This window comes from Streptomyces sp. XY006, assembly GCF_002237655.1.
Taxonomy (GTDB): Bacteria; Actinomycetota; Actinomycetes; order Streptomycetales; family Streptomycetaceae; genus Streptomyces; species Streptomyces levis.
In genome coordinates, this window is the sequence record NZ_NOKT01000045.1 from 1 (window position 1) to 12252 (window position 12252).

Annotated in this window: 14 protein-coding genes and 1 pseudogene; 5 read left to right on the forward strand and 10 right to left on the reverse strand. The window is 72.7% G+C overall.

Features of this window, described 5'->3' with window-relative positions:
- Positions 1 to 277: pseudogene (locus CHR28_RS34870) on the forward strand (hypothetical protein); the annotation flags it as partial.
- A 22-nt stretch (positions 278 to 299) separates the two neighbouring features.
- Here CHR28_RS34870 and CHR28_RS34875 read toward each other — a convergent pair.
- The 5 genes from CHR28_RS34875 to fabG form a co-directional block, all read right to left on the reverse strand.
- Positions 300 to 803, reverse strand: coding sequence for a tetratricopeptide repeat protein (locus tag CHR28_RS34875; RefSeq protein ID WP_094057732.1), 504 nt, complete (start codon positions 801 to 803; stop codon positions 300 to 302).
- A gap of 111 nt (positions 804 to 914) precedes the next feature.
- Complete coding sequence (gene ung / locus CHR28_RS34880) at positions 915 to 1598, reverse strand: uracil-DNA glycosylase (protein WP_094057733.1); 684 nt, start codon at positions 1596 to 1598, stop codon at positions 915 to 917.
- A gap of 94 nt (positions 1599 to 1692) precedes the next feature.
- A complete protein-coding gene (locus tag CHR28_RS34885) occupies positions 1693 to 3279 on the reverse strand; it encodes an ABC transporter substrate-binding protein (protein WP_179272674.1) in 1587 nt (528 codons plus the stop codon).
- Positions 3280 to 3474: 195 nt separating this feature from the next.
- Positions 3475 to 4233 (reverse strand): SDR family oxidoreductase, encoded by a 759-nt coding sequence (locus CHR28_RS34890; RefSeq protein WP_094057735.1) that lies wholly within the window; start codon positions 4231 to 4233, stop codon positions 3475 to 3477.
- Positions 4234 to 4245: 12 nt separating this feature from the next.
- Positions 4246 to 5007: a 3-oxoacyl-ACP reductase FabG gene (gene fabG, locus CHR28_RS34895; protein WP_059418653.1), complete on the reverse strand. Its 762-nt coding sequence runs from the start codon at positions 5005 to 5007 to the stop codon at positions 4246 to 4248.
- Positions 5008 to 5237: 230 nt separating this feature from the next.
- Between fabG and CHR28_RS34900 the strand changes: the two genes are divergently transcribed.
- The gene (locus CHR28_RS34900; protein WP_094057736.1) at positions 5238 to 5750 is read left to right on the forward strand and encodes an excalibur calcium-binding protein; all 513 of its coding nucleotides are present in this window, start codon (positions 5238 to 5240) and stop codon (positions 5748 to 5750) included.
- Positions 5751 to 5846: 96 nt separating this feature from the next.
- Here the strand turns inward: CHR28_RS34900 and CHR28_RS34905 are convergent, their stop codons facing one another.
- Both CHR28_RS34905 and CHR28_RS34910 read right to left on the reverse strand, forming a co-directional pair.
- Positions 5847 to 6260: a DUF3037 domain-containing protein gene (locus CHR28_RS34905; protein ID WP_094057737.1), complete on the reverse strand. Its 414-nt coding sequence runs from the start codon at positions 6258 to 6260 to the stop codon at positions 5847 to 5849.
- Positions 6257 to 7012: a HipA family kinase gene (locus CHR28_RS34910; protein WP_094057738.1), complete on the reverse strand. Its 756-nt coding sequence runs from the start codon at positions 7010 to 7012 to the stop codon at positions 6257 to 6259. Before CHR28_RS34910 ends, CHR28_RS34905 begins: the two co-directional genes overlap by 4 nt.
- Before the next feature lie 201 nt (positions 7013 to 7213).
- Here CHR28_RS34910 and CHR28_RS34915 point away from each other — a divergent pair, with 201 nt between their 5' ends.
- Complete coding sequence (locus CHR28_RS34915) at positions 7214 to 7708, forward strand: Rieske (2Fe-2S) protein (RefSeq protein WP_094057739.1); 495 nt, start codon at positions 7214 to 7216, stop codon at positions 7706 to 7708.
- Here the strand turns inward: CHR28_RS34915 and CHR28_RS34920 are convergent.
- Positions 7695 to 8348 carry a cysteine hydrolase gene (locus CHR28_RS34920; protein WP_094057740.1) on the reverse strand — a complete coding sequence of 218 codons (654 nt, stop codon included), beginning with the start codon at positions 8346 to 8348 and terminating at the stop codon, positions 7695 to 7697. The two genes, CHR28_RS34915 and CHR28_RS34920, sit on opposite strands and share 14 nt — an antisense overlap.
- Before the next feature lie 139 nt (positions 8349 to 8487).
- Between CHR28_RS34920 and CHR28_RS34925 the strand changes: the two genes are divergently transcribed.
- Positions 8488 to 8958 (forward strand): pyridoxamine 5'-phosphate oxidase family protein, encoded by a 471-nt coding sequence (locus CHR28_RS34925; protein WP_094057741.1) that lies wholly within the window; start codon positions 8488 to 8490, stop codon positions 8956 to 8958.
- Between the two features lie 15 nt (positions 8959 to 8973).
- On the opposite strand, the gene CHR28_RS34930 is transcribed toward CHR28_RS34925, so the two are convergent.
- Positions 8974 to 9876 (reverse strand): LysR family transcriptional regulator, encoded by a 903-nt coding sequence (locus tag CHR28_RS34930; RefSeq protein ID WP_094057742.1) that lies wholly within the window; start codon positions 9874 to 9876, stop codon positions 8974 to 8976.
- Between the two features lie 74 nt (positions 9877 to 9950).
- On the opposite strand from CHR28_RS34930, the gene CHR28_RS34935 reads away from it, so the two are divergent.
- The gene (locus CHR28_RS34935) at positions 9951 to 10904 is read left to right on the forward strand and encodes a DMT family transporter (protein ID WP_373453416.1); all 954 of its coding nucleotides are present in this window, start codon (positions 9951 to 9953) and stop codon (positions 10902 to 10904) included.
- Here the strand turns inward: CHR28_RS34935 and CHR28_RS34940 are convergent.
- Positions 10895 to 12226, reverse strand: coding sequence for an aminotransferase class I/II-fold pyridoxal phosphate-dependent enzyme (locus CHR28_RS34940; protein ID WP_094057744.1), 1332 nt, complete (start codon positions 12224 to 12226; stop codon positions 10895 to 10897). The two genes, CHR28_RS34935 and CHR28_RS34940, sit on opposite strands and share 10 nt — an antisense overlap.
- Positions 12227 to 12252: the final 26 nt, after the last annotated feature.

The following is a 12252-nucleotide window of genomic DNA, read 5'->3' on the forward strand; positions in this document are numbered from 1 at the left end:
GGCGACGCCCCCGGCGGCCGCCTCCCCGCGGCAGCCGCCGTCCGGCCGGCACGACGCCGCCCGTCCCCGGCCCGCCCGCCCGGACCGCCCCGAGCCGGGCCACCGCACCCCGCAGCGGCCGCGCGCGGAGCTCCCCGACGTCTCGGAGTCGGTGCCGCAGGACGTCCGCGGGCAGGTCCCCGACAGCGGGGACGTGTGCGCCCTGGGCCGGCGCTACGGGGGGTGGCGGGCGGACAGCCCGGAGGCGACGATCTGCCGTGACACCTACGGGCGTTGACCGGCCGCGCGCCCGCCGCGCCTCAGGGCCGCTGCCGTGGCGGCGTCCACGCCCCGCCGCCGCCCTCCCCCAGCCGGGCCTGAAGCCGTGCGATGGCCGCCCGCACGCCCTCGCCGTAGCGGTCGTCGGCGAGGGCGGCGGCGGCCTCCCGGGCCCACCGCAGATGCGTGCGGGCTGCGTCGAACCGGCCGAGTCCCAGATAGTCGTCCGCCAGGTTCAGATGCAGGGAGGGGTAGAACGCGATCACCGCGCGGGCCTCCTCCCCGGTGTCCTCCCCGGCCTCCTCCGCCGCCGTCAACGCGCGCAGGTCCCAGGCCAGTTCGTCCGCCGGGTCGTCCTGGGTGTCGGCCAGGTAGTGGGCGAGGGTGCAGCGGTGGAGCGGGTCGCCGTGCTCGCCGATCTCCGCCCACAGATCCAGGAGACGGTGGCGGGCCTCCTCCCGGTCGCCCGCGTGGTGCAGCATGACGACCTGCCCGATCCGCGTCAGCACGGCGTCCGGCGCCGTCCGTCCCTGTCGCTCCGCCACGACGCCCTCCGCGCACTCGCCGGCTGTTCGTCCCGACGCTAACCGCAGGGGGCGAGGATCCGGCTCAGGCGGCTCCGGAGAGCGTCCCGGCCGGACCCGGCGGTGCCCTCGTCAGCCCAGGTTCGGGATCGTCCAGTCGATCGGCTCGTGGCCCTGCGCCGCCACCGCCGCGTTGATCTGCGTGAAGGGCCGGGAGCCGAAGAACTTCTTCGCCGACAGGGGCGAGGGGTGCGCGCCCTTGACCACCGCGTGCCGCGTCTCGTCGATCAGCGGCAGCTTCTTCTGCGCGTAGTTCCCCCAGAGGACGAACACCGCCGGGTCGGGGCGCTCGGCGACGGCCCGGATCACGGCGTCGGTGAACTTCTCCCAGCCCCGGCCCTTGTGCGAGTTGGCCTCACCGGCGCGGACCGTGAGCACCGCGTTGAGCAGCAGCACCCCCTGGCGGGCCCACGGCATCAGATAGCCGTTGTCCGGGACCGGGGTGCCGAGCTCCTCGTGCATCTCCTTGTAGATGTTGCGCAGGGACGGCGGGATCCGCACCCCGGGCCGGACCGAGAAGCACAGGCCGTGGCCCTGGCCCTCGCCGTGGTACGGGTCCTGACCGAGGATCAGGACCTTGACCCGGTCGTACGGCGTGGCGTCCAGCGCCGCGAAGACCTCCTCGCGCGGCGGGTAGACGGGACCCTTCGCCCGCTCCTCCTCGACGAACTCCGTCAGCTCCTTGAACCAGGGCTGCTGCAGCTCGTCACCCAGAACCCCGCGCCAGGACTCGGGCAGCATGGCGATGTCGGTCACGTCAACGTCCTCACGATGTGCGGTCACTTGCAGGCCTCAGAACCTACAGGCGACCACTGACAACGCGCCCGGGAACGCCGGCCCCCCCGGCTGCCTACCAGGCGGTCTTGCGGTGCAGTTCCCACAACATCATGATCGTCGACGGGTCCAGGGCCCGCTCGGCGCCCGAGACGTCCCGGCTGGCCGCCACGTACTGCCGGCCCTGCCACAGCGGCAGCAGCCGCGCGTCGTCCACCAGGATCCGCTGGGCCTCCTCGAACTCCTTCTCCACGTTCGCGCGGTCGCTCTCGCGGCGCGAGCGGGGCAGCAGGTCGCCGGTGATCTCCGGGGCCGGGTAGGGCGTGCCGAGGGCGTTCTGCTCGCCGACGAACGGCGCGATGAAGTTCTCGGCGTCCGGGAAGTCGGGGAACCAGCCGCGTCCGAAGACCGGGTACTCGCCCTTCTGGTAGCCCCCCACGTAGGTCTTCCAGGGGCGGCTCTTGAGGCTGATCGAGAACAGGCCGGAGTCCTCCAGCTGGCGCTCGAGCTCCTTGAACTCGGCGGCGGTCTCGGAGCCGTAGCGGTCGCTCGTGTACCAGAAGGTGAGCGGGACCTTCTGGTTGATGCCGGCCTCGGTGAGGATCTTGCGGGCCTTGGCGACGTCCGGGTCGCCGTAGTCGTCGAAGAAGCCCGTGGTGTGGCCGGTGAGCCCCTTGGGGACCATGGAGTAGAGCGGGTCGACGGTGTCCTTGTACACCTTGTGGGCGATCGCGGCCCGGTCGACGACCTGCGCGATGGCCTGGCGCACGGGCTTCTTGTTCGCCCAGGGGTCCTTCGGGTTGAACACCAGGTAGTTGATGTCCGTGCCGGTGCCCTCGACGAGCTGGATCTCCTCCTCCTTGGAGGTCTTGCTCTGCAGGTCGACGACGTCGCCGGCGGCCAGACCGCGGTAGGTCACGTCGATCCGCTTGTCCCGCAGGGCCTCGACCATCTCGCCGGAGTCCTGGTAGTAGCGGATGGTGACCGCGTCGTTCCGGCGCTCGGCGAAGCCCTGGTAGGCGTCGTTCTTGACGAGGACGGCCTCCTCGCCCTCGTCGTAGGAGTCGAGGGTGTACGGCCCAGAGCCGACGACGTCGGTGCCCTTGCGCAGGCCGCTCGACGGGTAGTCCTTCGGGGAGACGATGGACATCGCGGGCGTGGCGAGGACGAACGGGAAGGTGGCGTCGGGCTTGTTGAGGTGGAAGATCACCTCGCGGTCGTTGGGCGCCTGGACCCGTTCGAGGCTGCCCAGCAGACCGGCGGGTCCGCCGTTGACATTGATCTTGCGGATCCGGTCGAACGAGTACTTCACGGCCTGGGCGTCGAGCGCCTCGCCGTTGGAGAACTTCAGGCCCTCGCGCAGCTCGCAGCGGTAGACCTGGTTCGACGAATCGCTGAACTCGCAGCTCTCGGCGGCGTCCGGCTGGGGCGCGGTCTCGCCGACGGGGTAGCTCAGCAACGTCTGGTAGATGTTGCGGAACAGTTCCCAGGAGCTGTCCCAGGAGGCGGCGGGATCGAGCGTGCTGGGAGAACTGGTCGTGCCGACGACGATCGGCCCCGCGTCGTCCGGGGTGTCGGACGACAGCACGCCGCATCCGGCTACCAGGGACGATATGGACGCGATGGCCGCCACCCGCCGCAGGCATCGGTTCCGGTTGAACACGCGCACGCTCCTCGATCTGCCATACCAAGGGTCGGCAGACCATACCGCAGTGCCGGGCCCGCTGACCCTCCCCGGAACATGACTTCTTGATCAATAAACCTTTGACGACGTTGTCATCGCCTTTTGCGGCTTTTTTACGTCGACACGGGCGCCCCTCGCGTCAAGGAGCGCCCGTGCCGGTCGCATACAAGCGGGTCAGCCGGTGCCGGCGTTGAGGAAGATGCCGCCGTCCACGACGAGCGTCTGGCCGGTGACCCAGTCGGACTGCTCGGAGGTGAGGAACGCGGCCGCGCCGCCGATGTCCGAGGGCACGCCGAGCCGGCCGAGCGGGTAGGCCGCCGCGGCCTCCTCCTCCCGTCCCTCGTACAGGGCCTGGGCGAACTTGGTCTTCACCACGGCCGGGGCGATCGCGTTGACCCGCACCCGGGGCGCGAACTCGTGCGCGAGCTGCACCGTCAGGTTGATCATCGCCGCCTTGCTGACGCCGTAGGCGCCGATGAACGGCGAGGGCGACAGGCCCGCGACGGAGGCGATGTTGACGATCGCGCCGCCGTTGTCCTTCTGCCAGGCGTGCCAGGTCTTCTGGGCGAAGCCGAGCGCCGAGACGACGTTGGTCTCGAAGACCTTGCGCGCCACGTTCAGGTCGAGGTCGGCGATCGGCCCGAACACCGGGTTGGTGCCGGCGTTGTTGACCAGGAAGTCGACGCGGCCGAAGGCCTCCATCGCCCGCTCGACGGCGACGGCCTGGTGGGCCTCGTCGTGCGCCTTGCCGGCCACGTAGACCGCGCGGTCGGCGCCGAGCTGCTCGACGGCCTCCTTGAGGGCGTCCTCGTTGCGGCCGGTGATGACGACACGGTCGCCGCGCGCGACGAGCGCCTCGGCCACGCCGTAGCCGATGCCGCGGCTGGCGCCCGTGACGAGGGCGACCTTGCCGGAGAGTTCCACGGAAGTCATGTTCTGGGTCCCTTAGTCGAGCGGTCCGCCGGCCACGTACAGCACCTGGCCGGAGACGAAGCCGGCGGCCTCGCCGGTGAAGAAGGCGATGGCGTTGGCGATGTCCTCGGGCTCGCCGACCCGGGCGACCGGGATCTGGGTGGCGGCGGCGGCCTTGAAGTCCTCGAAGCCCATGCCGACGCGGTCGGCGGTGGCCTTGGTCATCTCGGTGGCGATGAAGCCGGGGGCGACGGCGTTGGCGGTGACACCGAACTTGCCGAGCTCCTTGGCCAGGGTCTTGGTGAAGCCCTGCAGACCTGCCTTGGCCGCGGAGTAGTTGACCTGGCCGCGGTTGCCGAGCGCGGAGGACGACGACAGGTTGACGATCCGGCCGAAGCCCGCGTCGACCATGTGCTTCTGGCAGGCCTTGGACATCAGGAAGGCGCCGCGCAGGTGCACGTTCATGACGGTGTCCCAGTCGGAGACGCTCATCTTGAACAGCAGGTTGTCGCGCAGCACGCCCGCGTTGTTGACCAGGATCGTCGGCGCGCCGAGCTCCTCGGCGATCCGCGCGACGGCCGCCTCGACCTGCGCCTCGTCGGAGACGTCGCAGCCGACCGCGATGGCCTTGCCCCCGGCGGCGGTGATCTTCTCGACGGTGTCCTTGCAGGCGGCCTCGTCGAGGTCGAGCACGGCGACCGCGCGGCCCTCGGCGGCCAGTCGTACGGCGGTGGCGGCGCCGATGCCGCGCGCGGCACCGGTGACGACGGCGACCCGCTGCTCAGTGGTGGACATGACTCGTTCTCCTCAGGTGAGCGACCGCTTAGTACCTTCAGTGGATGTGACGCTAGAAGCCCTGGCACGCGGTGTCAACGGCCGGGCGCGGCATGTGATCCATCACCCGCGCCGACCTGCCCGGCGCGGCATCGAGGAACACCCGAACGGCCCAGGACCGCAGGTAGCCGCCGTCCGCCCCGCCCTAGCGTCGGAGCGCGAGCCCCTCGTGGCCGGAAAGGAGGCGCACCATGCGCCGTCGTACCGGTGTCATCGGCACGCTGTTCGCGATCGCCGCGATCGTGCCCTTGTCCGCCCCCGCTCATGCCCAGCCGGACCGGGACTGCCGCGATTTCGCCTTCCAGGAGGACGCGCAGGCCGTGTTCGACGCCGACCCGAGCGACCCGCACCGGCTGGACGAGGACCGGGGCCCGGACGACGGCATCGCGTGCGAGGCGCTGCCGCGCCGCACGGAGGGGATCATCTCCCCCACGTCCCCGGCCCGGCCGTCCGCTTCCGCGAGCGCCACACCGGCCACGCCGGTCACCACACCGGCCGCTACCCCGGCCACGCCCGTCACTCCGGCAACGAGCACGCCCGCCGCCACCACACCCGCCGCCACCCCGTCGCAAGGCGTGCGGGGCGGCGTCGGAGGCGCGGTCGCCTCGGGCCCGACCGACTGGGACGTCGGCCTGGGCCTGACGTTCGCCGTGGGCGCCTCGCTCATGGCCGGTTACCTGATCAGGCGCCGCCGCAGGCGCTGACGACGGGGCGCTGACGGCAGGTGCCGAGGACAGGACGCCGGCGGCAGGTGCTGACGAGAGGACGCCGGCGGCAGGGCGCGCACGGACTGCCGCCGGCTAGCGCACCAGCAGGTCCAGCAGTCGCTCCGTCTCCGCCGCCGGGTCCGTGGTCAGGCCCGTGTGCACGGGGCCGGGCTGGACGATCGTGGAGCGGGGCGCGACGAGCCAGCGGAAGCGGCGGCCCGGGTCGTCGGCCGCCGCCTGGCCGGCCGCCGTGCCGCCCGCGCAGACGCCCTCCACCGCGCGCAGGGCGGCCCGGACCCCGGCCACGTCCGCCTGCGGGTCCAGGGCGAGCAGCCGGGCCTCGTCCAGGTGGGTGCGTGCGCCGACGTAGGCCTCGGCCCGGCAGTAGACGAGCACCCCGGCGTTGATGCACTCGCCCCGTTCGACGCGCGGGACGACGCGCAGGAGGGCGTACTCGTAGACCTGCCGCTCGCGCGGGCCGCCCCTGATGATGTGCCGGTCGTTCACTGGATCCCCCGGATGCGCTCGTGGATGACGGCGGCCCGGGCGAGCAGCGGCCGCGCGTAGGCCCGCCTGAGGTCGTCCGGTGTGTCGAAGCCCGGCTCGCCGGCGAGCCAGGCGTCCGGGACGCACGCGGTGACGTCGGCGAGGAGTTCCTCGGTGACCCGGGGCGCCAGCGCGGCCGCCGCGGCGGCGATGTCCGGGGCGAAGGGCGCCAGCGCGTGGTCGGAGGCGTCGTACGGGCGGCCCGCCGAGGCTTCGGCGCCGGGCCAGTTGTGGTGCCAGATCACGGTCGCGCCGTGGTCGACGAGCCACAGTTCGCCCCGCCACATCAGCAGGTTGGGGTTGCGCCAGGACCGGTCGACGTTGTTGACCAGCGCGTCGAACCAGACGATCCGCCCGGCCTCCTCGGGGCTCACCCGGAAGGCGAGCGGGTCGAAGCCGAGCGCGCCGGAGAGGAAGTCCATGCCGAGGTTGGTGCCGCCGCTGGACCGCAGCAGGCCCTGCACCTGTTCGTCGGGCTCGCCCAGCCCGAGGTCCGGGTCGAGCTCGATCGTCACCAGGCGCGGCACCCGCAGCCCGAGCCGGCGCGCGAGTTCCCCGCAGACCACCTCCGCGACGAGCGTCTTGCGGCCCTGTCCCGCGCCGGAGAACTTCAGGACGTAGGTGCCGAAGTCGTCGGCCTCGACCAGGCCCGGCAGCGAACCGCCCTCGCGCAGCGGCGCGATGAAGCGGGTCGCGATCACTTCCTTGAGCATCGCCCCAGGTTACTGACGTAGCGGCCGGCTCTCGCACCGGCACCGGTGTGGTGGACGGCAAACCGACAGCGAACCGACAGCGAGGTTTTATGCACAGCCGCCTCCGCTCGGGTCAGGATTTCGGCACCGTCTGAACAGGCGGTCCGCCGGGCCCGTACCTCCCGGCAGATCATCACAACCCTCCCGAAGGGAAACGCCAGTATGACCAGCGCATCGCTCCAGCCCGCATCGGGTCCGGCCCGTCGTACCGTCGTGGCGGCGGCCGGAGCGGCGGGCCTCGCCGTCGCGCTGACCGCGTGCGGGGGCTCGGACGACGGTTCGTCCGGCGCCGCCGACTCCTCCGGCACCGCCCAGGGCGACCAGGGGGCGGGCAGCACCCCGTCGAGCGGAGGGGGCGGCGCCGGGGCCGGTGAGGCACTCGCGTCCACCGCGGACATCCCCGAGGGCGGCGGCAAGGTCTTCGCCGACCGGAAGGTGGTCGTGACGCAGCCGGCCGCGGGCGAGTTCAAGGCGTTCTCGGCCACCTGCACCCACCAGGGCTGCGCGGTGAAGAGCATCGCCGACGGCGTCATCAACTGCCCCTGTCACAACAGCAACTTCTCGATCGCCGACGGCAGCGTGAAGAGCGGTCCGGCGACCAAGCCGCTGCCCGAGATGAAGATCACCGTCGACGGGGACTCGATCACGCTCGCCTGAGCTCGTCAGGCGGACCCGTCAGGCACGTCAGCACCTCGTCCGTGGTCGCGACCGTGGCGACCAGCGCGAGGGTGTGGCGGATCATCGCGGGGGTGTACTCGCAGGGCACTCCCGCGATGGCGTCCGCCGGGACGACGGCGGTGTAGCCGCGGTTGACGGCGTCGAACACGGCGTTGGGGACGGCCACGTTGGCCGACACCCCGGTGACGATCAGGGTGCGGACGCCCAGGTTGCGCAGCAGCGGGTCGACGTCGGTGCCCTGGATCGGCGACAGCCCGTGCAGGCGCCGTACGACCAGGTCCTGCTCGGCGACCTCGATCGGGGCGGCCACGCGCACCGCCGGTGTGCCGGACAGCTGCTGGACGGGCAGGCGTCCGGCGGCGCGGAAGAGGCGGGCGTTGCGGCCGGCGCCGCGGCCGTCGGGGCGGCGTTCGGCGACGGCGTGGACGACCTGGACGCCGGCCCCGTGCGCGGCGGCCACGAGCCGTGCGATGTTGCCGAGCACCCCGGAGGAGCGTGCCGCGTCGGCGAGTTCGGGCAGTGCGCTGTGCGTGCCGACGACGCCTTCCTGGCACTCGACGGTGAGCAGCGCGGTGGTCGGCGGATCGAGGAGTTCGCTGAGCGCTTCGCACGAGGGCACGGCTTTCCCCCTGTCGCCGGCGACCGGTCGGGCGAGCGTAGCCACCGTTGCGCACGGGAGGAAGAGAACCCATGCTTTTTCTGACGTGATGTCAGAGGATCACCTCTGACACGACGTGAGAGAAGGAAAGAGGGGGAGCATGACCGTCACGCAGCAGCGCCGGGGCCGGAAGATCATGATGACGCCGGGTGAGCTGGACGACTTCCTCAGCACGCAGCGCACCTGCCGGGTCGCCACGGTCTCGGCCGACGGCGCCCCGCACGTGAGCACGCTCTGGTTCGCCTGGGACGGCACCTCGATGTGGCTCTACTCGGTCGTGCGCTCCAAGCGGTGGACCGATCTGCGGCGCGACCCGCGCGTGGCGATCGTGGTGGACACCGGCGAGGAGTACGACGAGCTGCGCGGCGCCGAGCTGTCGGGCACCGTCGAGTTCGTCGGCGAGATCCCGCGCACGGGTGAGCTGTGCGCCGAACTCGACGTCCCCGAGACGCTGTTCGCGCGGAAGAACTTCGGCCTGGAGGAGATGCCGCACGACGGCCGGCACGCCTGGCTGCGGCTGACCCCGCGGAAGATCGTCTCCTGGGACTTCCGGAAGCTGGCCGGCCGGTAGCGCCCGGGCGGGCGGTCAGCCCACGCTCTCCCCCGCTTCCCGCAGCGCCTGCACCGCGGCCCGGATCGACGGGCGCCGGTCGGCGTCCGCGCGCCAGACGACGTACACGTGCCGCCGGACCCGCTGGCTGACCGGGACGGTCACGACCCCGTCGGGCACGGGATGGCGGCCCAGCAGCGGGGCGATGCACACGCCGAGGCCGGCGGCGACCAGCCCGAGCTGGGTGTGGGTCTCGGCCGCGCGGTGGCCGACGATGGGCTCGATGCCCTTCGAGCGGAGCGTGAACATCAGCCACTCGTGGCAGAACTCGCCGTCGCCCCAGGTGATCCACTCGTCGTCGGCGAACTCGCCGAGGTCCACCTCCTCGCGCCCCGCGAGCCGGTGGCCCACCGGCAGGGCCACATCGGCCGGGTCGTCCAGGATCGACGCCTTGACCAGGCCCTCGGGCAGCGCCATCGGCTTGTTGTACCAGTCGAGCACCACGGCGAGGTCCAGGTCGCCGCGGACGACTCCGGCGATGCCCTGCTCCGGTTCCAGTTCGCACGAGCGCAGCCGGAGCCCGGGGTGCCGCTCGCGCAGGGCGGACAGGGCCTGCGGGAAGAGGCCGCGGGCGGCGGTCGGGAACGCCGCCAGTCTGAGCTCGCCGACGACCTGCCCGCGCTGCGCCTCCAGATCCGACTGGGCCAGTTCGACCTGGGACAGGATCCGTGCCGCGTGCTCGGCGAGCAGCCGCCCGGCATCGGTGAGCCGCACGCCTCTGCCGTTCTTCGCGAGGAGCTGCTGGCCGACCTCACGCTCCAGCTTGGACATCTGCTGGGAGACGGCCGAGGTCGTGATGTGCAGGCCCTCGGCGGCACCGCTGACCGAGCCGTGCCGGGCGAGGGCGTCGAGGGTGCGCAGGCGCTCCAGGTTCAACATGTAAGCGATGCTACGCAATATCGCGTGCGAATTCTCGATTGTGCTACGAGATCTGGTCCCGCATCGTGTTCTCCATGACCACCGTCACCACCTCGCCCGGCCGGGCCGCCACCGTCCCGCCCGCACCGTCCCGCCGCCGCCTCGACTGGCGGCTCCGCTTCGCCGCCCTGTCCCTGATCTGGGGCTTCAGCTTCCTCCTGATCAAGGTGGGCACCGAGGGGTACGCCCCGTTCCAGGTGACACTCGGCCGGCTGGTGTTCGGCACGGCCGTGCTGGCGGCGGCGATGGCGGTCCGGCGCGAGCGGCTGCCGCGCGGCGCCCGCACGTGGGGTCATCTGACGGTCGCCGCGTTCCTGCTCAACGCCCTGCCGTTCTCCCTGTTCGCGTACGCGGAGCTGACGATCCCGTCCACGCTGGCGGGCATCTGCAACGCGACCTCGCCGCTGTGGGGCATGGCCCTGTCGCTGGTCGCCCTGTCGGAGGACCGCCCGACCCGGGTGCGGGTCGCCGGGCTCGGGCTGGGCTTCCTGGGGGTGCTGACCGTGCTGGGCGCCTGGCAGGGCTTCCACGGCCTGGACGCCACGGGCACGGCGCTGGCCCTGCTGGCGTCCCTCAGCTACCCGGTCGGCTGGATCTACGTCCGCCGCACCCTGGCCGGCACCGGCCACTCGCACCTGTCGATGACCGGCGCGCAGCTGCTGCTGGCGACGGTGCAGCTGGCCGTCGTCACCCCGCTGTTCACCAGCCTGCCCACGCGTCTGTCCGTCGGGCCGCTGCTGGCGATCGCCGCCCTCGGCGCCCTCGGCACCGGCCTCGCGGTGCTGCTCCAGTACGGCCTGGTCGCCGAGGTCGGCCCGACGACCGCCCAGATGGTCACGTACTTCATCCCCGTCATCGCCACGGCCGCGGGTGTGGCGATCCTCGGCGAGTCCCTCGCCTGGTCGACCCCGGTCGGGGCGGTGATCGTCCTGGCGGGGGCGGCGCTGACGCAGGTGCGGCCGAAGTCCCGGACGGTTCCTCAGACGTAGCCGCGCTGCGGGGCCGGGCCGAGGGCCGAGGCGATCGCGTCGGCCAGGTCCCCGGTCTCCCGGTCGGTGAGCGTCGAGACGGTGACCCTGATGCCGGGCGGCGCGCTCATCCGGAAGCGGGCGCCGGGCGCGACGGCCCACCCGGCGTGCAGCAGCCGCGCGACCGCCCCGGTCTCGTCCGGCACGGGCACCCACACGTTCATGCCGCTGCGCCCGTGCGCCGCGACGCCCCGCAGTCCGAGCGCGCCGATCAGCGCGTCCCGCCGCCGCCCGTACGCTGCCGCCACCTCGCGCGTGTCGACGGCGCCGTCGGTCCACAGCCGCACCAGGGCCCGCTGCATCAGCCGGCTCACCCAGCCGGGCCCGAGCCGCTGCCGGCCGCGGACGCGGTCGACGGTGACGGCGTCCCCGGTGAGCAGCGCGAGGCGCAGATCGGGGCCGTAGGCCTTGGCGGCCGAGCGGACGAACGCCCAGTGCCGGGTGGTCCCGGCCAGCGGATGGAGGGGGACGTCGACGATTCCGTGGCCGTGGTCGTCCTCGATGAGCAGCACCTCCGGGTGCGTGCGCAGCAGGGATCGCAGGGCACGCGCGCGGGGGCCGCTCACCGCCGCGCCGGTCGGGTTCTGCGCCCGGTCGGTGACGATCAGGGCGCGCGCTCCGGCCTCCAGCGCCCGGCGCACGTCGTCCGGGCGCGGTCCCTCGTCGTCGACGCCCACGGGGACGGTGCGCAGTCCGAGCGCCGGCACGAGATCGAGGGTGCGGCCCCAGCCGGGGTCCTCGACGGCGACGGTGTCGCCGGGCTTGAGATGCGCCGCGAGTACCCGCTCGACCCCGTCCAGGGCGCCGGAGACCACGGCGAGGGGGCCGTCCGGCACCCCGTCGGCGTCGAATCCGGCGCGGGTGATCCGGGCCAGCTCCGGGTCCAACGGGTTCTCGCCGTAGAGCACCGGCGTGCGATCGCCCTCGGCGGCCGCCGCCGCGAACGCCCCCGCCAGGGGGGGCAGCAGGGCCGGGTCCGGATTGCCGTTCGCGACGTCCCGCACGCCCTCGGGCACGTCGACCCGGATGTGGTCCCGCCCGGTGGTGGCCGGCGCGGGCCGCACCCGGCTGCCGCGCCGGCCGGCGGTCTCGATCACTCCGCGTTCGCGCAGGGTCCGGTACGCGGCCGCGACCGTATTGGGATTCACCCCCAGCCGCTCCGCCAACTCCCGCATGGGCGGCAGCAGTTGCCCCGGCCGCAGCTCACCGGTGCCCACCGCCCGCTCCACGCTCGCGGAAATGTCCGCTGCACGACGCCCACTGATCGGATACTCTCCTAGCACAAAACACATTATGCACTAGTGCAATA